The sequence below is a fragment of the Isoptericola sp. NPDC055063 genome (assembly GCF_053608125.1).
Window position 1 is genome coordinate 224,774 of sequence record NZ_JBSGUW010000008.1, and the last position, 17,882, is coordinate 242,655.

The 17,882-nt window shown below is 74.4% G+C and carries 17 protein-coding genes; 15 read left to right on the forward strand and 2 right to left on the reverse strand.

All coding sequences use genetic code 11. The features are described from left to right. The first annotated feature begins 42 nt into the window (after window positions 1-42). Window positions 43-1,767, forward strand: a complete 1,725-nt coding sequence (locus tag ACWF41_RS12105; protein WP_380318150.1) for a beta-N-acetylhexosaminidase — start codon at window positions 43-45, stop codon at window positions 1,765-1,767. A 34-nt stretch (window positions 1,768-1,801) separates the two neighbouring features. Here ACWF41_RS12105 and ACWF41_RS12110 read toward each other — a convergent pair whose 3' ends face one another. Next, window positions 1,802-2,830, reverse strand: a complete 1,029-nt coding sequence (locus ACWF41_RS12110) for a DUF4349 domain-containing protein (protein ID WP_380318147.1) — start codon at window positions 2,828-2,830, stop codon at window positions 1,802-1,804. A 248-nt stretch (window positions 2,831-3,078) separates the two neighbouring features. Between ACWF41_RS12110 and ACWF41_RS12115 the strand changes: the two genes are divergently transcribed. The 9 genes from ACWF41_RS12115 (at window position 3,079) to ACWF41_RS12155 (ending at window position 13,088) form a co-directional block, all read left to right on the forward strand. Beyond that, entirely contained in the window at window positions 3,079-4,230 is a 1,152-nt protein-coding gene (locus ACWF41_RS12115; protein WP_380318144.1) for an ROK family transcriptional regulator, read from the forward strand. A gap of 70 nt (window positions 4,231-4,300) precedes the next feature. Continuing rightward, a complete protein-coding gene (locus ACWF41_RS12120; RefSeq protein WP_380318141.1) occupies window positions 4,301-5,653 on the forward strand; it encodes an extracellular solute-binding protein in 1,353 nt (450 codons plus the stop codon). Window positions 5,654-5,744: 91 nt separating this feature from the next. Continuing rightward, the gene (locus tag ACWF41_RS12125; protein ID WP_380318138.1) at window positions 5,745-6,677 is read left to right on the forward strand and encodes a carbohydrate ABC transporter permease; all 933 of its coding nucleotides are present in this window, start codon (window positions 5,745-5,747) and stop codon (window positions 6,675-6,677) included. Continuing rightward, window positions 6,674-7,603 (forward strand): carbohydrate ABC transporter permease, encoded by a 930-nt coding sequence (locus ACWF41_RS12130; RefSeq protein ID WP_380318135.1) that lies wholly within the window; start codon window positions 6,674-6,676, stop codon window positions 7,601-7,603. The genes ACWF41_RS12125 and ACWF41_RS12130 overlap by 4 nt, the downstream gene beginning before the upstream one ends. 1 nt (window position 7,604) lies before the next feature. Then, the gene (locus ACWF41_RS12135; RefSeq protein WP_380318132.1) at window positions 7,605-8,594 is read left to right on the forward strand and encodes an ROK family protein; all 990 of its coding nucleotides are present in this window, start codon (window positions 7,605-7,607) and stop codon (window positions 8,592-8,594) included. After that, window positions 8,591-9,913 carry an extracellular solute-binding protein gene (locus ACWF41_RS12140; protein WP_380318129.1) on the forward strand — a complete coding sequence of 441 codons (1,323 nt, stop codon included), beginning with the start codon at window positions 8,591-8,593 and terminating at the stop codon, window positions 9,911-9,913. The genes ACWF41_RS12135 and ACWF41_RS12140 overlap by 4 nt, the downstream gene beginning before the upstream one ends. Window positions 9,914-10,042: 129 nt before the next feature. Continuing rightward, window positions 10,043-10,825 (forward strand): glucosamine-6-phosphate deaminase, encoded by a 783-nt coding sequence (gene nagB, locus ACWF41_RS12145; RefSeq protein WP_380325717.1) that lies wholly within the window; start codon window positions 10,043-10,045, stop codon window positions 10,823-10,825. A gap of 74 nt (window positions 10,826-10,899) precedes the next feature. Then, entirely contained in the window at window positions 10,900-11,217 is a 318-nt protein-coding gene (locus ACWF41_RS12150) for a DUF3039 domain-containing protein (protein WP_079576050.1), read from the forward strand. Window positions 11,218-11,270: 53 nt separating this feature from the next. Then, the gene (locus tag ACWF41_RS12155; protein WP_380325736.1) at window positions 11,271-13,088 is read left to right on the forward strand and encodes a DEAD/DEAH box helicase; all 1,818 of its coding nucleotides are present in this window, start codon (window positions 11,271-11,273) and stop codon (window positions 13,086-13,088) included. A gap of 12 nt (window positions 13,089-13,100) precedes the next feature. On the opposite strand, the gene ACWF41_RS12160 is transcribed toward ACWF41_RS12155, so the two are convergent. Next, window positions 13,101-14,555, reverse strand: a complete 1,455-nt coding sequence (locus ACWF41_RS12160) for a nicotinate phosphoribosyltransferase (protein WP_380325721.1) — start codon at window positions 14,553-14,555, stop codon at window positions 13,101-13,103. A gap of 140 nt (window positions 14,556-14,695) precedes the next feature. Here ACWF41_RS12160 and clpS point away from each other — a divergent pair, with 140 nt between their 5' ends. The 5 genes from clpS to ACWF41_RS12185 all read left to right on the forward strand — a co-directional run bounded on the left by clpS (window position 14,696) and on the right by ACWF41_RS12185 (window position 17,836). Then, entirely contained in the window at window positions 14,696-15,001 is a 306-nt protein-coding gene (clpS, locus tag ACWF41_RS12165; RefSeq protein ID WP_380325739.1) for an ATP-dependent Clp protease adapter ClpS, read from the forward strand. Continuing rightward, window positions 14,998-15,702 (forward strand): DUF2017 family protein, encoded by a 705-nt coding sequence (locus tag ACWF41_RS12170; RefSeq protein ID WP_380325724.1) that lies wholly within the window; start codon window positions 14,998-15,000, stop codon window positions 15,700-15,702. Before clpS ends, ACWF41_RS12170 begins: the two co-directional genes overlap by 4 nt. 93 nt (window positions 15,703-15,795) lie before the next feature. Further along, complete coding sequence (gene murI / locus ACWF41_RS12175) at window positions 15,796-16,599, forward strand: glutamate racemase (protein WP_380325727.1); 804 nt, start codon at window positions 15,796-15,798, stop codon at window positions 16,597-16,599. After that, a complete protein-coding gene (locus ACWF41_RS12180) occupies window positions 16,596-17,402 on the forward strand; it encodes an MBL fold metallo-hydrolase (protein WP_380325730.1) in 807 nt (268 codons plus the stop codon). Before murI ends, ACWF41_RS12180 begins: the two co-directional genes overlap by 4 nt. Window positions 17,403-17,419: 17 nt before the next feature. Beyond that, on the forward strand, window positions 17,420-17,836 hold the full coding sequence (locus tag ACWF41_RS12185) for a DUF3054 domain-containing protein (protein ID WP_380325733.1): 417 nt from the start codon (window positions 17,420-17,422) through the stop codon (window positions 17,834-17,836). The last annotated feature ends 46 nt before the right edge of the window (window positions 17,837-17,882 follow it).

The following is a 17,882-nucleotide window of genomic DNA, read 5'->3' on the forward strand; positions in this document are numbered from 1 at the left end:
AGCCATTGCTTCGGACCCCGTACATTTCGTTAGGGTGGCCGGATGCCGCACGCCGCCGACGTCGTCCCCGCCCCCGTGTCCCTGCACGCCGAGGGGGAGATGCCCACCCTGCGCGACGGGGCGCGGGTCGCCGCCCACCCCGACCTCCGCCCGGCCGCCCGGTGGTGGCGGCGGGTGAGCGAGGACGCGTTCGGCCTCGACCTGGTGCCCGGCGCGTCGGGCGCCCCGCACGGCGACCCGGCCACGGACGGGGCCGACGTCGTGTTCGACGTCGCCCCGACGCTCGCCGAGGGCGCCTACCGGCTGACGGTCGAGGACGACGCGGGCCGCGCCGTCGTGCGCGTGGCCGCCGCGGACCTCGCCGGGGCACACGCTGCGGCGCAGACCCTGCGCCAGCTCGCCGGGCCGCAGGCGTTCCGCCGCGCCGGGAGCGCGCCGCTCGCCCTGCCCGCCGTGACGATCGAGGACGGGCCGCGGTTCGGCTGGCGCGGGGTGCTGCTCGACGTCGCGCGGCATTTCCTGCCGAAGGCGGACGTGCTGCGCTTCGTGGACCTCGCGGCTGCCCACCACCTCAACGTGCTGCAGCTGCACCTCTCGGACGACCAGGGCTGGCGGATGGAGGTCCAGCGCTACCCGCGCCTCACCGAGGTCGGGTCGTGGCGACGCGAGTCGGGCGTCGGCACCTGGCGCGCGGGCCGGTACGACGGTCGTCCCCACGGCGGGTTCTACACCCGCGACGACCTGCGCGAGATCGTCGTGTACGCGCGCGAGCGCGGCGTGACCGTGGTGCCCGAGATCGGCTCGCCCGGTCACGTGCAGGCCCTGCTGACCGCCTACCCGGAGTTGGCCGCGCGCCCCGGTGCGCACGAGGTGCGCACCACCTGGGGCATCAGCGAGGACGTGATCGACCCGTCTCCCGCGGCCGTCGAGTTCTTCGCCGGCGTGCTCGACGAGGTGTGCGAGGTCTTCGACTCCCCGTTCGTCGCGCTGGGCGGCGACGAGGTGCCGGTGGTGGCGTGGCGGGAGCGCCCCGAGATCGTGGCGCGCGCCGCCGACCTCGGCCTCCTCGGGCCCGACGGCGAGGGGGACGTGGCCCGGCTGCACGGCTGGTTCCTCGCGCGGCTCGCGGACCACCTGCGGTCCCGGGGCCGCCGCGCCGTCGTGTGGGACGAGGCGTTCGGGCCCGACCTGCCGCGCGACGTCGTGGTCACCTGCTGGCGCGGCCACGCGGTGGCGGCCGACGCCCTCGCCGCGGGGCACGACGTCGTGCTGGCGCCCGAGCAGGAGGTCTACCTCGACCACCGCGCCGGCGCCGGCGACGACGAGCCCGTGCCGGTCGGCTTCGTCCGGACGGTCGACGACGTGCGCGCGTTCGAGCCGTTCCCGGCCGGCCTGCTGGCCGCGCGTCCCGAGCTGGCGGGCGACCTGCCCGGCACGCTGCTGGGCGCCCAGGCGCAGGTGTGGAGCGAGCACCTCGACTCCGTGCGGCGCGTCGACTACGCAGCGTTCCCGCGCCTCGTCGCCTTCGCCGAGGCCGTCTGGAACCCCGCGGCGGAGGGCTTCGACGAGCGGCTGCGCGGCGCGCACCTGGCGCGCCTGGACGCGGCGGGCGTCGAGTACCGGCCGCTCGACGGCCCGCACCCGTGGCAGCAGCGGCCCGGCGTGGTCGGCTACCCGCGCGACCTGGCGACCGAGCGTGCCGCGGCCGGGTGGACCGGGATGGGGGGCTGGGTCGAGGGCCGCGGCGGGGCCGAGCCGGACGCGTAGGCGCCGGACGCGTCGCCGGCGGGCCGGCGACGGCTCAGCGGCCGGCCGGCACCGGCTCGGGCGCGTCGTCGGGTGCCTCGTCCGGAGCCGGGGGGACGGGTGCGCCGGGGTCGCGCGGGCCGTCCTCGGGGCCGCCGTGGGGTCCGTGCGGCGCGCTGCCGCCCGCGTCGGCCGCCGGCCGGGTGCGCCGACGCAGCCACCGGAACCCCAGGTAGCCGAGCGCCGCGAGGACGAGCCAGGGGAGCAGGACCCCGAGCACGAGGACGATCGTCTGCAGGGTCGTGACCAGCGCGTGCCACCCGGACGTCAGCCCGCCGACGAAGCCGCCCCGCGTCGCCGCCGCGGTCAGCGGCTCGGGGACGATCTGCACGTCGAGCGTCGACATCGCGACCTGGTCGGAGAGGCGCTGTCGCTGCGCCGTGAGCGCGTCGAGGTCCGCCTGCCGGGTGGACAGCTCCTGTTCCACCTGGAGCAGGTCCTCGGTGGTGCCGGCCGTCTTCATGAGGTCGCGGAGCCGGTCGGTCGAGGTGCTCAGCGCGGCGATGCGGGCGTCCAGGTCCTGCCCCTGGCCGGTGACGTCCTCGGTCTGCACGTCGACGTCCTCGACCGCACCGAGCTTGTCCAGCGCCTCCACGGCGCCCGTCATCCGGTTCGCCGGCAGCCGCACGGTCATCGAGGCGGTGCCGGGGGAGTCGGCCGTCGTGGCCGTCTCGGTGCGCCGCTCCACCCGCCCGCCGGCCTCCTCCACGAGCCGGGCGAGCCTGCTCGCCGCGGCGGCGGGGTCGTCGGCGACGACGGTGGCGCTGCCGGTGGTGACGATCTCGCGGTCCGCCGCGGCGGCGGGGTCGGCCTCCGCGAGGCTCTCGCTCGCGCCCGCCGCGGACACGTCCGCCGTGCCGTCCTCCGAGCCCGCCGCGGAGCCGGCCCCCTGGTCGGGCACGGAGGAGGCGTCGCCCCCGGATCCTGACGAGCAGCCTGCGACGAGGAGCAGCAGCGTCGCCGCCAGGGCGACGACGGCGGCGGGCGCGCGTCGGCCCCGGGCAGGTCGGGGGGAGGCAGGCATGGCTCCGAGCGTAGGGCGGGCGTGCGTCGCCGCTGGTCCGGACCGCGGGATCGTGACCGGACCGTGGCGAGACCGTGATCTTCACCCGCTCCACGGGCCACGCGAGGGCCCGCCCGTGGTAAGCGCGCCGGGACTCGCCGCCGCCGACCGCGTCCCGGTGGCGGCATCCGTCACGATCCGGTAACGCGCGCACGGGCGGGGCGGGCGCGGATTGACAGGACCCTTGTTAAGACGCTGTACTAACAAACATGTCCACGCCGACGACGCGCACAGCACGACGAGGTCTGGGTGCCGGCCTGCGAGCCACCTCCAAGGTGCTCCCCGAGCACGCCCGGGCGCACAACCGTTCGCTCGTGCTCCAGCACCTGTTCCACGAGGGGCCCACCTCCCGCGCCGACCTCGCCCGTGCGACGTCGCTGACGCGCGTGACGATCTCCGACCTGGTCAACGTGCTCCTCGCCGAGGGGCTCGTCGAGGAGCTCGGCGTGCAGCCGGGCCGCCGGGTCGGCAAGCCCGCGATCCTCGTCGGGATGCGCACGGACGCCTACCAGATCGTGGCCGTCGACCTGTCGGACGACGCGGTGATGCGCGGCGCCGTCATGACCCTCACCGGCGAGGCCGTGGTGCGCCGCTCCCTGCCCGTCGCCGGGCACGTGGGCGACGAGCTCGTGGACCTCCTGACGCGCTTCGCGCGCACCCTCATCTCCGCGGCCACGCGCCCCGTCATCGGGGTCGGCGTCGGCTCTCCCGGTGTCGTCGACGACGAGGGCCGGATCGTCGAGGCCCCGAACCGACAGTGGGTCGACCTGCCGCTCGGCGCGCTGCTCACCGACCGGCTGGCCCTGCCCGTGCACGTCGCCAACGACGCCAACTCCGCCGCGCTGGGGGAGTACACCTACGGCGGCGCCGCCGACTCCATGCTCGTCCTCACGGTCGGGCAGGGCGTGGGTGCCGGCGTGATGGTCGACGGCTCCCGCGTGCACGGCTCGGCCGACGCCGCCGGCGAGCTCGGCCACGTCACGGTCGTCGACGACGGCGAGCTGTGCGCCTGCGGGCGCCGCGGCTGCCTCGAGACCGTGCTCGGCGTGCCGGCCCTGCGCCGCGCCGTCGCCGGGCTGGACCCCGCCGAGGCCGACGAGGCGCTCGCGGGCGTCGGGCGCACGCTCGGCGTCGCCCTCGCCCCCGTCGTGGGCGCCCTGAACCTGGCCGAGGTGCTGCTCAGCGGCCCGGCCGACCTGCTCGACGGCGCGCTGCGCACCGCCGCCCTGCAGACGCTGACCGACCGCACGATGCCGGCCACCGCGGCCGGACTGCGGCTCCGGATGGCCACCCTCGACGAGGACGTCGTCCTCGCCGGCGCAGCCGTCCTGGTGCTCGCCGCCCAGCTCGGGGTCTCCTGACCCCCGACGGACGTCCGCACCGAAGGCGCCGTTCCTGGCGCCGTCCTGCACAGATCGAGAGGAATCCCCAGTGAAGAGGACCCGTGTCGTCGCCACCGGCGTGGCGACGAGCCTGACCCTGGCGCTCGCGCTCGCCGCGTGCGCGCCCGCCGACGAGGAGGGCAACGGTGGCGAGGCCGCCGGCACCCCCGAGGCCGGCAACATCACCCTGTGGCTCGCCGGCGCGGACACGAACGACGACCTGCGCAAGTACCTCGTCGACACGTTCGCCGAGGAGAACCCCGGCTCGACGCTGACGATCGAGGAGCAGGACTGGACCGACCTGGTCACCAAGCTCACGACCGCGCTGCCGGACGCCACCAACACGCCGGACGTCGTCGAGATCGGCAACACGCAGGCCCCGACGTTCACGTACGCGGGCGCGTTCCGCGAGATCTCCCCCGAGCTGTACGAGGAGCTGGGCGGCGACAAGCTGCTGCAGTCCTTCGTCGACGCCGGTTCGATCGACGACACGAAGTACGCGCTGCCCTACTACTACGGCTCGCGCTTCATGTTCTACCGCAAGGACATCTGGAAGAAGGCCGGGCTCGAGGTCCCCACGACGCTCGAGGAGTTCGACAAGTCCGTCAAGGAGCTGACGACCAAGAAGCAGTCCGGCTTCGCGATCGGCGGCCAGGACTGGCGCAACGGCATCTCCTGGGTCTTCGCGAACGGCGGCGAGCTCGCGGTCAAGGACGGCGACCAGTGGACCTCCACGCTGTCCGACCCGAAGACCGTCAAGGGCCTGGAGCAGTGGCAGGACGTGTACGAGAACGCGTCCAACCTCCCCGCCACTGCCAAGGACGAGGCGTACTGGGACTTCATCAACGACGGCACCGACGGCGAGGCCCCCTCGGGCGCGACGATCATGGCGCCGGGCTGGGCCCGCTGGTCCATCGGCGACATGACCAAGGGTGACGACGGCAAGGAGGTCCGCGACGGCATGGCGGACGACTCCACGTACGACATCTTCACGCTCCCGGGCGTGGACGGCGGCGTCGCCCCCGTCTTCGCCGGTGGCTCGAACCTCGCCGTCTCGGCGAAGTCGCAGCACCCGGAGCTCGCCGACAACCTGCTGAAGATCATCTACTCGGACGAGTACCAGACGATGCTCGCGAAGGCGGGCCTCGGCCCGGCCAACTCGGACTTCGACAAGTTCATGACGGTCGACGCCGACGGCAACCCGAACAAGTTCGGCGAGGCCGCCGTGGAGTCCGCGCAGGCCTCCAAGCTGACCCCTGCCGCGCCGGGCTGGGCCGCCGTCGAGGGCGCCTCCGTCTACGAGGAGATCTTCCAGAAGATCGCCGAGGGCGGCGACGTGACCGCCATCGCCAAGGAGTACGACGCGAAGCTCACGCCGATGCTCAACGGCCAGGCGGGCTGACCTCCTCAGCCCCCACCCCCGACGGGCGGAGCGGTGCCACCGAACCGGTGCCGCTCCGCCCGTCACCCACGACCCCGGGAAGGAGGACCGCATGACCACCACGACGCCGCCCGCGTCCCCCATCGCGATCCGCCGTCGGCGCCAGCCGGCCACCCCCTACCTCCTGCTGATCCCCGCCGTGCTGATCCTCCTGGTCGGCCTCGGGTACCCCGTGTACTGGCAGGTCGTGACCTCGCTGCAGGAATACGGGATGATGCAGCAGTTCGGCGCGCCCCCGACCTTCGCGGGCCTCGACAACTACGCCCGCATCTTCACCGACGACCGCCTCTGGACCGTCGTGTGGCGCTCGGTCCTCTTCTGCCTGGTGAACGCGTTCCTCACGGTGGCGATCGGCCTCGGCCTCGCGCTGCTGATGAAGGCCGTGCACGGCGCGGTGCGCATCATCATGCAGGTGGTGCTCCTGCTGGCCTGGGCCACCCCGCTCGTGGCCGCGGTGACCGTCTTCCGGTGGCTCTTCGACTACCGCACGGGCGTCGTCAACTGGGTGCTGGTGCAGCTCGGCATGGACCAGTTCCAGGGGTACGCCTGGTTCGCGCAGCCGAGCACGTTCTTCGTCGTCGCGACGATGGTCATCGTCTGGATGTCCGTGCCGTTCGTCGCGATGTCCCTGTACGCCGGCCTCACGCAGGTCTCCGAGGAGGTCCTCGAGGCCGCGCGGCTCGACGGCGCTCGCCCGGCGCAGATCCTGCGCCACATCCTGCTGCCGCTGGTCCGCCCGGTCCTCGCCATCGTGCTGCTGCTGCAGATCATCTGGGACCTGCGCGTCTTCGCGCAGATCCGCCTGCTGCAGGACGCCGGTGCCCCGATCTCCGAGACGAACCTGCTGGGCAACTTCATCTACGAGCTCGGCATCGGCAGCCAGGACTTCTCCGGCGCCGCCGCCGTCTCGATCTTCGTCCTGCTGCTCACGGTGCTGCTCGCCGCGCCGTACGTGCGCAGCCTCATGAAGGAGGACGCCGCATGACCGCCGCGACCGAGACCGCCCCGCGCACCGTCGCGGCCGCGGACCGGGGAAGCCGGCCCGTGGCCCGCCGCCCCCGTCCGCGCCTGGGCAAGGTCCTGCTCGGCGTCCTGGGGATCGCGCTGTCGCTGGTGTGGGCGTTCCCCGTCTACTGGATGCTGCTGTCGGCGGTCACGCCGGCCGCCCGCCTCAAGGCGAGCACGCCGAGCTTCCTGCCCTCGCACTTCACCCTCGCCAACTTCTCGAGCGTCCTGACGGGCTCCGGGTTCGGCGGCGCCCTGCGGATGAGCCTCATGATCACGGGCGTGACCATCGTGCTGGTCCTGGCGTTCGCGTTCCTCGCGGCGCTGGCCATCAGCCGCTGGCGCTTCCGTGGGCGCACCAGCTTCGTGCTGGCCGTGCTGTTCATCCAGATGCTGCCGGCCGAGGGCCTGTTCATCGCGCAGTACAAGATGCTCTCGTCGGTGGGGGAGAGCGCGCCGATGTTCGGCCTCAATTCCGTGCTCGGCATCTCGATCCTCTACACGGCGACCCTGGTGCCCTTCACGATCTGGATGCTGCGCGGCTTCGTCGCCGGCGTCCCCGCCGAGCTGGAGGAGGCGGCCATGGTCGACGGGCTCTCCCGCACCAAGGCCTTCCTGCGGATCACGTTCCCGCTGCTCGCACCCGGCCTCGTCGCGTCGGGCGTGTACGCGTTCCTCCAGGCGTGGAACGAGTTCACGACGGCGCTGGTGATCCTGCCCGCGGAGAGCGCGCAGACCCTGCCGATCTGGCTGCGCAGCTTCCTGTCGGCGTCGGCCAACCGCGGGATCGACTGGGGCGAGGTCATGGCGGCCTCCACCCTCATCGCGGTCCCGGTGATCGTCTTCTTCCTCTTCGTGCAGGGCCGGATGACGTCCGGCCTGGTGTCCGGGGCGGTGAAGGGCTGACGTGGACAACACCCTGATCGGCGGGCCCACCGTCGGGCTCGACATCGGCGGCACGAAGACGCTCGCCGTCCTGCTGGACGCCGACGGCAACGCCGTGGCGCAGGCGCGCCTGGCCACCGAGCGCGGCCCGCGCGGCGTCGTGGCCGGCGCGGCCCGCGCCGCCCGGCAGGTCGCGGAGCAGGCCGGGCTCGACGTCGCCGACCTCGTCGGCGTGGGCGTGGGCATGCCCGGCCTCGTCGACCCCGGCGCGGGCACCGTCCGGCACGCCGTGAACGTCGGCGTGGACGCCGCGCCCCTCGCGCTCGCGCAGCTGCTCGGCGCCGAGCTGGGCGGCCTCCCTGTCGGCCTGGAGAACGACCTCAACGTGGCGGCCCTCGGCGCCGCCCACCTCGAGGCCGCCGCGACCGGGCGGTCCCGCTCGACGATCGACCTCGCGTTCCTCGCGCTCGGCACCGGGCTCGCGGCGGGGCTCGTCCTCGACGGGCGGCTGCGGCGCGGCGCCGGCGGGGCCGCGGGCGAGATCGGGCACGTGCCCGTCGACCCGGCGGGCCCGGTCTGCCCCTGCGGGCAGCGGGGCTGCCTGGAGCTCTACGCCTCCGGCACCGCCGTGGCCCGGCTGTGGCCGGCCCGGACCGGGCGCCCGGCGCCCGTCGAGCTCTTCGAGGCGGCCGAGCGCGGCGTCCCCGCGGCCGTCGAGGCCCGCGAGGCGTACGCGTCGGCGGTCGCTGCGGCGGTCCGGATGCTCGTGCTGACCGTCGACGTGCCGCAGGTGGTGCTCGGCGGCGGGGTGGCCCAGCTCGGCCAGCCGTTGCTCGAGGTCGTGCGCGCCGCCCTCGCCCGCGAGTCGCAGGCGTCCGGCTTCCTGTCCTCGCTCCGGCTCGCCGACCGAGTCACGCTCGCCCCGAGCCACGTGCCCGTGGGCGCCGTGGGCGCGGCCGTCGTGGGCCGGTCCGTGGCGGCCCCCTCCGTCTCGGGAAAGGTGGCGTCATGAGGCGCACCGCGCTCACGGCCGCCGCGGCCGGGCTGGCCACGCTCGCCCTCGCCGGATGCTCCGCGCTGGGCGGCGAGCCCGAGGCGGAGGCCTCGGACTCCGACGTCACGATGTGGCTGGTCGGCACGGACACCACGCCGGAGCTGCGCGAGTACCTGGTGACCACGTTCGAGGACGAGCACCCCGGGGCCACGCTGACGATCGAGCAGCAGGAGTGGTCGACGCTCGTCGACGACCTCACCGAGGCTCTGGACGACCCGGCGACCACGCCGGACGTCGTCGAGATCGGCAACACCCAGTCGCCCACGTTCACCACGTCCGGCGCGTTCCGCGAGATCTCGCCGGACCTGTACGAGGAGCTCGGCGGCGAGAAGCTGCTGCAGTCCTTCGTCGACGCCGGCTCGGTCGACGGCACGCACTACGCGCTCCCGTACTACTTCGGCTCGCGCTACGTGTTCTACCGCAAGGACGTCTGGCAGGCCGCGGGCTTCGAGAAGCCGTCGACGCTCGCCGAGTTCGGCGAGACCGTCAAGGCGCTCACGGACGACGACCACGCGGGCTTCGCGATGGGCGGCCAGGACTGGCGCAACGGCATCTCCTGGGCGTTCGCGACCGGCGGCGAGCTCGCCGTCAAGAAGGGCGACGACTGGGTCTCGACCCTGTCCGACCCGAAGACCGTCAAGGGCCTCGAGATGTGGCAGGACGTGTACCGCAACGCGTCGTACCTGCCGTCGACGGAGAAGGACGTCTCGTACTGGGACTTCCTCAACGACGGCGTCGAGGAGACGCCGCCCGCGGCCGCCACGATCATGGCGCCCGCCTGGGCGCGGTGGTCGATCGGCGACCTGGTGCGCAACGACGAGGGAAAGCTCGTGCGCGACGGGATGAAGGACACGTCGAAGTTCGACATCTTCGCCCTGCCCGGGGTGGACGGCGGCCTCGCGCCGGTGTTCGCCGGCGGGTCCAACATCGCGATCTCCGCGACGTCGCCCCGGCCCGAGCTGGCCGAGGACGTGCTGCGCGTCGTCTTCTCGGACGAGTTCCAGACCCGCCTCGCGAAGAGCGGGCTGGGGCCGGCCAACTCCGACGCGCAGGAGGCCATGAAGGGCGACAAGTACGGCCGCGCCCTGGTGCGGACGGCGCTCGCCTCGAAGCTCACCCCCGCGGCGCCCGGCTGGGCGTCGATCGAGGAGGAGGGCGTGTACGAGGACCTCTTCGGCCGGATCGCGGACGGCGGCGACGTCGAGGCGCTGGCGCGGGAGTTCGACGCCCGCATCACGCCGATGCTCAACGCGCCGGTCGCCGAGCCCGAGGACTGAGGGGCGCCCGGCGACGGCCGGGCGCCCGCCATGATGTGATGCCGTGGGCGACCCTGGCGCCCACGGACGTGACGACGGCCCGCCTGCCGGGCCGCACGAGAGACCCGCACGAGATACTTGGAGAGCCGCATGGAAGTCGTGATCGCCCCCGCCGAGGAGCTGGCCGTGCTCGCGGCCGACGCGATCGAGACGCTGCTGCGCCGCGACCCCGCCACCGTGCTGGGCCTGGCGACCGGGTCGAGCCCGCTGAAGGTGTACGACGAGCTGGCGCGCCGCCACCGCGAGGAGGGGCTGTCGTTCGCGCGTGCCCGCGGCTTCATGCTCGACGAGTACGTGGGGCTGCCCGCGGACCACCCGCAGCGGTACCGCAACGTCATCGAGACCGAGATCGCCTCGCGGGTCGAGTGGCCCGCGGACCAGGTGTCCGGGCCGGACGGCCTGGCCGAGGACCTGCCGGCGGCGTGCGCCGCCTACGAGCAGGCGATCACCGACGCCGGCGGCGTCGACCTGCAGATCCTCGGGATCGGCACGGACGGGCACATCGCGTTCAACGAGCCGGGCTCCTCGCTCGCGTCGCGCACGCGGATCAAGACCCTGACGCACCAGACGCGCGTGGACAACGCGCGGTTCTTCGACGACGACGTGGACCAGGTGCCCACCCACTGCCTCACGCAGGGCCTGGGCACGATCATGTCCGCGCGCCACCTGGTGCTGCTGGCCACGGGGCGCGGCAAGGCCGAGGCGGTGCACCAGCTCGTCGAGGGCCCGATCTCCGCGATGTGGCCGGGCACGGTCATGCAGATGCACCCGCACGCCACGGTGCTGGTCGACGACGCGGCGGCCTCCCGCCTGCAGCTCGGCGACTACTACCGCCAGACCTTCGCGTCCAAGCCGGACTGGCAGGGTCTGTGATCCGTACCCGGATCCGGGGCACGGGGGCGGGGGTGGCCCGGGAGCGTCGGGGGGTGCGTCGTAGACTTCCCGGCATGAGCGATCCCCTCTCCACCCCGCCCGCCGACCCCTCGCAGGACACCGGGGCCGGCACCAGCGTGCTGGAGCGCCCGGACACCCGCGAGCAGGCGGCGGAGCCGGGCGACCACGAGCGCTTCGCGCACTACGTGCGCAAGGAGAAGATCATGGAGTCGGCCCTGTCGGGCAAGCCTGTGATCGCGCTCTGCGGCAAGGTGTGGGTGCCGGGCCGCGACCCGGCGAAGTTCCCGGTCTGCCCGGTCTGCAAGGAGATCTACGACGGTCTCCGCGACCCGCAGGACGGCGAGGGCGGCGAGGGCGACTCCGGCAAGTGAGCGCGCAGCCGCTGAACGAGCCCGAGCCCACCCCCGACCCCGACGGCTTCGACCTGTTCGCCGCTGCGGCGGAGCCCGCCGCGAAGCCGCTGCCGCAGTCGCCGTCGTCGGCCGCGGCGTCCCACCTGAGCCCGGCGTTCCCGCGCCGCGCCCCGTGGGGCACCGCGTCCAACCTCCGCGCCTGGCAGGCGGAGGCGCTGGAGCTGTACCGGCAGCGTGACCCGCGCGACTTCCTCGCGGTCGCGACGCCGGGCGCCGGCAAGACGACGTTCGCGCTGCGCATCGCCACCGAGCTGCTCGAGGCGGGTCTCGTGCGTCGCGTGACGGTCGTCGCGCCCACCGAGCACCTCAAGCACCAGTGGGCGGACGCCGCCGCGCGCGTCGGCATCCGGATCGACCCGTCGTTCAAGAACAGCCAGGGCCGGCACGGCTCGCACTACGACGGCGTCGCCCTCACGTACGCGCAGGTGGCGGCCAAGCCGGCGCTGCACCGCGCCCGCACGGAGGCGGCCCGCACGCTCGTCATCCTCGACGAGGTGCACCACGGCGGCGACGCCCTGAGCTGGGGCGACGCGGTGCGCGAGGCGTTCGAGGACGCCACGCGGCGCCTCGCGCTGACGGGCACGCCGTTCCGGTCGGACACCGCGCCGATCCCGTTCGTCACGTACGAGGAGGACCGGGACGGCATCCGCCGGTCCAAGGCGGACTACACGTACGGCTACGGCGACGCGCTGCGCGACCACGTCGTGCGGCCGGTGCTGTTCATGACGTACTCGGGCAACATGCGCTGGCGCACCAAGGCGGGCGACGAGGTCAGCGCCCGCCTCGGCGAGGCGATGACCAAGGACATGCACGCCCAGGCGTGGCGCACCGCGCTGGACCCGAACGGCGAGTGGATCCCGTCGGTCCTCGCGGGGGCGGACAAGCGGCTCACCGAGATGCGCCGCGCCGTCCCGGACGCGGGCGGCCTGGTCATCGCGACGGACCAGACCGACGCGCGCGCGTACGCCGGTCACCTCGCGCGCCTCACGGGGCAGAGCCCCACGGTGGTGCTGTCGGACGACGACGGCGCGAGCGCCCGCATCGACGAGTTCGCTCAGGGGACCTCGCGATGGATGGTCGCCGTGCGGATGGTGTCCGAGGGGGTGGACGTGCCGCGGCTCGCCGTCGGCGTCTACGCCACGAGCACCTCCACGCCCCTGTTCTTCGCGCAGGCCGTCGGCCGCTTCGTGCGCGCCCGCAAGCGCGGCGAGACGGCGTCGGTGTTCCTGCCGAGCGTGCCGCTGCTGCTGGAGCTGGCCAACGGCATGGAGATCGAGCGGGACCACGCGCTGGACCGCCCGAAGACGGCCGAGGAGCAGGGGATCGAGTACGACCCCGAGGCGGAGCTGCTCGCGGCGGCCAACCGGGAGGAGAAGGCGTCGGGAGAGCTCCTGGGCTCGTTCGAGGCACTCGAGGCGCAGGCCTCCTTCGACCGGGTGCTGTTCGACGGCGGCGAGTTCGGCACCGGCGCGGACGTCGGCTCCGCGGAGGAGCTCGACTTCCTCGGGCTGCCGGGCCTGCTCGAGGCCGACCAGGTGACCACGCTGCTGCGCCAGCGGCAGGCGCAGCAGGTGCGCGGCCGGGGCGGCGCGACGGCGTCCGAGGCGGCGCTGGAGCAGTCGGAGGCCGAGCACCGGCGCGCCGCCGACCTGCGCAAGGAGCTGTCTAAGCTGGTGTCCGCCTGGGCGCGCAAGAGCAGCACGCCGCACGGGTCGGTGCACAACGAGCTCCGGCGCCGCTGCGGCGGCCCCGAGGTGCCGCTGGCCACGGCCGAGCAGCTCACCGCCCGCGTCGAGATGGTGCGCGGCTGGTTCGTGGGGAAGCGCTAGGCGACCCGCCGGTCAGGCCAGGACGAGGTCCACGGTGGGGATGGCGGGGTCGCCGGCGGAGAGCCGGCGGCCGCCGCGCGGCAGCTCCGCGCGGGCCTGCAGGTGGTGCCGGGCGGCGTTCTGCACGCCGTAGGCGCCCACCCACCGGGAGTCGACGGCGCCGTCCACGACCAGCGGGACCAGCAGGTTGCGCAGGTCGGCGCGCCCGCCGTCTCCGGCGCCGTCCTCCGCGTCCCGTCCGGCGTCGGCCGTCGCGCCGTCCTCGGGCGACCAGGCGACCACGAGGTCGTCGGGCCCGGTCACGAGCACCTCCTCGACGGCGCGGCCGTCGGGCCCGTAGCGCCGGGCGGCGCCCTTGCGGCCGCCCTGGCTGGTCTTGTGGGTGGAGGCCTTCGCCACCGGCTGCAGCACGCCCGACGCGTCGGCGCGGGCCACGAGCTTGTAGACCATGCCGCAGGTGGGCGCGCCCGATCCGGTCACCAGCGACGTGCCCACGCCGTAGACGTCGACCGGCATCGCCGCGAGGCCCGCGATCGCGTGCTCGTCGAGGTCCGACGTCACCACGATCTTCGTGCCCGTGGCGCCGAGCTCGTCGAGCTGGCGCCGCACCTCGACCGCGAGCACGCCCAGGTCGCCGGAGTCGAGGCGCACCGCACCCAGGGACGGGCCGCCGGCGGCGATCGCGTTCTCGACGCCCCGTCGCACGTCGTACGTGTCGACCAGGAGGGTGGTGCCCGGGCCCAGCGAGGCGATCTGCGAGTCGAAGGCCGACCGCTCGTCGTCGTGCAGCAGGGTGAACGCGTGCGCGGCCGTGCCGATCGTGTCGAGCCCGTACCGCATGCCCGCCTCGAGGTTCGACGTGCCGGCGAACCCGCCCACGACGGCGGACCGCGCGGCCGCGACCGCGGCCTGCTCGTGCGCGCGTCGCGACCCCATCTCCAGCACGGGCCGGTCGACGGCGGCGCTGGTCATGCGCGACGCGGCGGACGCGATGGCCGAGTCGTAGTTGAGGATCGACAGGACGAGCGTCTCCAGCAGCACGGCCTCGGCGAAGGTGCCCTCGACCTGCAGCACGGGCGAGCCGGGGAAGAACACCTCGCCCTCGGCGTACCCCTGGATGGTGCCGGTGAACCGGTAGCCGCGCAGGAAGTCGAGGGTGCGGTCGTCCACGACGCCCGCCCGCTCGAGGTATGCGAGGTCCGCGTCGCCGAAGCGGAAGTGGGCGAGGGCCTCGAGGATGCGCCCGGTGCCCGCGAGCACGCCGTAGCGGCGGCCGGCCGGCAGGCGCCGCGTGAACACCTCGAAGACGCAGTGCCGGTGCGCGGTGCCGTCCGCGAGCGCCGCCTGCAGCATCGTCAGCTCGTAGCGGTCCGTGAGGAGCGCGACCGACGAGCGGACGGACGGGAGCGGGGCGGCCGGGACGGCCTGCAGCGACGGGGCGGCCCCCCCCCGGGGCTCGTCGGTCATGGGGACACGGTAGGGCGCGCGCGCTGGTCCGGCAGGGTGAGGCCCGCCAGGCGGACGGTCGACGACCGCCACCCGGCTGTGCCTAGGGTGGGACGGTGGACGGACGGACGAGGACGCGCGCGGCGGCGGTCGCGACGCAGGTGCAGCGCGAGACGGAGGCGGACGCCACGACGGCCGTCGCCGACCCCTGGATCACGATCGTGTGGAACGACCCGGTCAACCTCATGTCCTACGTGAGCTACGTCTTCGAGAGCTACTTCGGCTACCCGGCCGCGCAGGCGCAGAAGCTGATGATGCAGGTGCACCAGGACGGCCGGGCCGTGGTGTCGTCGGGGCCGCGGGAGCGCATGGAGGTGGACGTGCAGGCGATGCACGGGTTCGGGCTGTGGGCCACGCTGCGCCGGTCGGGCTCGTCGGACGGCGACGCCGAGGGGGGCGGGGCATGACGCCGTTCCGGTCCGCGCCGGCGGGGTACGTCGCGCGCTGGGACGACGTCGAGCGGGAGGTGCTCGCGCGGGTCGCGCGGGACGTCGCGGAGCTGCTGCGCGCCGAGGCGGGTCTGGAGCCGGGGATCGAGGTCGGCGACGGCGTCGCGTTCACGGGCGTGGCGCGCGTGCCGCAGGACCCGGCCGTGCAGCGGCTGCTCCCCGACGCGCACGAGGACGACGCCGACGTCGCCACCGAGTTCCGGCACCTCACCCAGACCGACCTCGCCGCGGGGAAGGTCGCGCGCCTCGTCGCCTTCGCGGACGCCGTCGACTCCCCGGAGGAGCTGCCGGACGACCCGCGGGTGGGCGCCGAGATCGTCGTGCCGCGCGAGGGGGCGCAGGAGTTCGCCGGGGCGTTGACCGACCTGCGCCTCGTCCTCGCCGAGCGCCTCGGCCTGGTCGACGACGACGACGTCGAGTCGCTGCACGACGAGGTCTTCGCCGGCGTCGAGGACGACGACGAGGGCTGGGCGGACGCCGATGACGCGGACGCGGCGGGGGAGAGCGCCGACGACGAGGTCGCCGGCTGGGAGCGCGTCGGACTGTCCGGCGCGGAGCGGCGGTACTGGGGCGGCGTCTTCGTCGCCGCGGGCTTCGCCCAGGAGTCGCTGGTGGAGGAGATGCTCGCGGACCTGCGGGCCGGCCGCCCCACGGCGTGACCGCAGGTCGGGGCGCCGCTGTGGCGGGCGCCACGCCGTGTCGCCGCTCACTCCCCGCCGTTCTGACCGTCCGTCACGACTAGGCTGCCAGGCGTGAACGACGCCCCCATCGGGATCTTCGACAGCGGCGTCGGCGGGCTCACCGTCGCACGCTCCATCCTCGACCAGCTGCCCCACGAGCAGGTGCTCTACCTGGGCGACACGGCCAACAGCCCCTACGGGCCGAAGCCGCTCGCGGCCGTGCGCGCGATGGCGCTCGCCGTGATGGACCGGCTTGTCGACGAGGGCGTCAAGATGCTGGTCATCGCCTGCAACTCCGCCACGGCCGTCGCGCTGCCCGACGCGCGGGAGCGCTACACCGTGCGTCGGGGCATCCCCGTCGTCGAGGTGATCCGCCCCGCGGCCCGGCGCGCGGTCCTCGCGTCGAAGACGGGGCGCATCGGCGTCATCGGCACGAAGGCGACCGTCGACTCGCGCGCCTACGAGGACGCGTTCCACGTGGCTCCCGGGCTGGAGATCACCACCCAGGCGTGCCCGGACTTCGTGCCGCTGGTGGAGCGCGGGCAGACGTCCGGCCCCGAGGTGCTCGAGGTCGCCCACCGCTACCTCGACCCCGTGCGCGCCGCGGGCGTCGACACCCTCGTGCTGGGCTGCACGCACTACCCGCTGCTGGCGGGCGCCGTGTCGTACGTGATGGGCGAGGACGTCACGCTCGTCTCCAGCGCCGAGGAGACAGCGAAGGACGTGTACCGCAACCTCGTGCAGCACGACCTCGAGCGCTCGCCGGACGCCCCGCCGCCCGTGCACCGCTTTCTGTCCACCGGCGACCCCGAGCCGTTCGAGAAGCTCGCGCGCCGCTTCCTGGGACCCGAGGTGGCCCTCGTGGAGGCCGCATGAGGCTCGTGACCGTCGGGGTCTCCGGCTCCTTCCCCGGCCCCGGGTCGCCGGCGTCGACCTACCTGCTGCAGGCGCACGACGGCGAGCGGGAGTGGAACGTGCTGCTCGACCTCGGCAACGGGGGCCTGGGCGCGCTGCAGCGGCACGTCGACCCGCTCGACCTGGACGCCGTCGCGCTGTCGCACCTGCACCCCGACCACTGCGCCGACCTGTCCGGCCTGTACGTGTACCTGCGGTACCACCCGGAGCGGGGCGGCGTGCGCACGGGCGTCGGGCGCCGGCTGCCCGTGCTCGGCCCGGCCGGCACCGCCGAGCGCGCGGCCGCGATGTACGGCCTCCAGCCGGGCGAGTCGATGGACGGCGAGTACGACGTGCGGACCTGGCGGCCCGGGTCCGCGGTGCGCGTGGGTCCGTTCGAGCTGGAGCCGTTCGCCGTCTACCACCCCGTGGAGGCGTACGGGATCCGGGTGACCGGGCCGTCGTCCGTGCGGCCGGGGGAGCGGGTCACGCTGGCCTACTCGGGCGACACCGACGCCTGCGACGGCCTCGTCGCCGGCGCGCGCGGCGCGGACCTGTTCCTCGTCGAGGCGGCGTTCCAGGAGGGTCGGGACGACGGCGTCGAGCGCGGCATCCACCTCACCGGCCGGCGCGCCGGGGAGGCCGCGGCGGCCGCAGGCGTGCGCCGCCTGCTCCTCACGCACCTGCCGGTGTGGAACGCGCCGGACGTCGCGGTCGCCGAGGCGCGCTCCGCCTACGACGGCCCCGTCGAGGTCGCGGTGGCCGGCGGGGTGCACGAGCTGTGACGGGTAGCCTCGGGCCCGTGAGCGCCCCCAGCACCCCCGCCCCGGCCGGACCCGCCGTGCCCGCGAGCCGCGCCGCGTGGCCCGCCGCCGTCTGCGACCTCGTGTGCGTGGTGGTGTTCACCGTGGTGGGCACGATGAGCCACGCGACGTCCGGCGACCTCGGACACGTCGCGATGGTGGGGCTGCCGTTCCTCGTGGGCCTCGCCGTCGGCTGGCTCGCGTCCCGCGCGTGGCGCGCCCCGGCGCGGGTGTGGCCCACCGGCGTGGCCGTGTGGTTCGCGACCGTGGCGCTCGGGCTGCTGCTGCGCCCACTGACGGGCGTCGGCGGCGTCGAGGTGTCCTTCGCGATCGTCACCACGCTGTTCCTCGGCGCGACGATGCTGGGCTGGCGCGCCGTCGCGTCGCTCGTCGCTCGCCGCCGTCGCACCCCCTGAGCGTTGTGAGCGGGCGTTTGGCCCTGTTTCGGTCGCGAAACAGGGC

What these genes read in the sequence shown, in the direction of transcription:
- ACWF41_RS12150 (WP_079576050.1), top strand. Translation starts at nt 10,900, where the DNA reads ATGAGCGATCCCCTCTCCACCCCGCCCGCCGACCCCTCGCAGGACACC.
- ACWF41_RS12130 (WP_380318135.1), top strand. Translation starts at nt 6,674, where the DNA reads ATGACCGCCGCGACCGAGACCGCCCCGCGCACCGTCGCGGCCGCGGAC.
- ACWF41_RS12180 (WP_380325730.1), top strand. Translation starts at nt 16,596, where the DNA reads ATGAGGCTCGTGACCGTCGGGGTCTCCGGCTCCTTCCCCGGCCCCGGG.
- ACWF41_RS12170 (WP_380325724.1), top strand. Translation starts at nt 14,998, where the DNA reads ATGACGCCGTTCCGGTCCGCGCCGGCGGGGTACGTCGCGCGCTGGGAC.
- ACWF41_RS12160 (WP_380325721.1), bottom strand. Translation starts at nt 14,555, where the DNA reads ATGACCGACGAGCCCCGGGGGGGGGCCGCCCCGTCGCTGCAGGCCGTC.
- nagB (WP_380325717.1), top strand. Translation starts at nt 10,043, where the DNA reads ATGGAAGTCGTGATCGCCCCCGCCGAGGAGCTGGCCGTGCTCGCGGCC.
- ACWF41_RS12140 (WP_380318129.1), top strand. Translation starts at nt 8,591, where the DNA reads ATGAGGCGCACCGCGCTCACGGCCGCCGCGGCCGGGCTGGCCACGCTC.
- ACWF41_RS12110 (WP_380318147.1), bottom strand. Translation starts at nt 2,830, where the DNA reads ATGCCTGCCTCCCCCCGACCTGCCCGGGGCCGACGCGCGCCCGCCGCC.
- ACWF41_RS12105 (WP_380318150.1), top strand. Translation starts at nt 43, where the DNA reads ATGCCGCACGCCGCCGACGTCGTCCCCGCCCCCGTGTCCCTGCACGCC.
- ACWF41_RS12115 (WP_380318144.1), top strand. Translation starts at nt 3,079, where the DNA reads ATGTCCACGCCGACGACGCGCACAGCACGACGAGGTCTGGGTGCCGGC.
- ACWF41_RS12125 (WP_380318138.1), top strand. Translation starts at nt 5,745, where the DNA reads ATGACCACCACGACGCCGCCCGCGTCCCCCATCGCGATCCGCCGTCGG.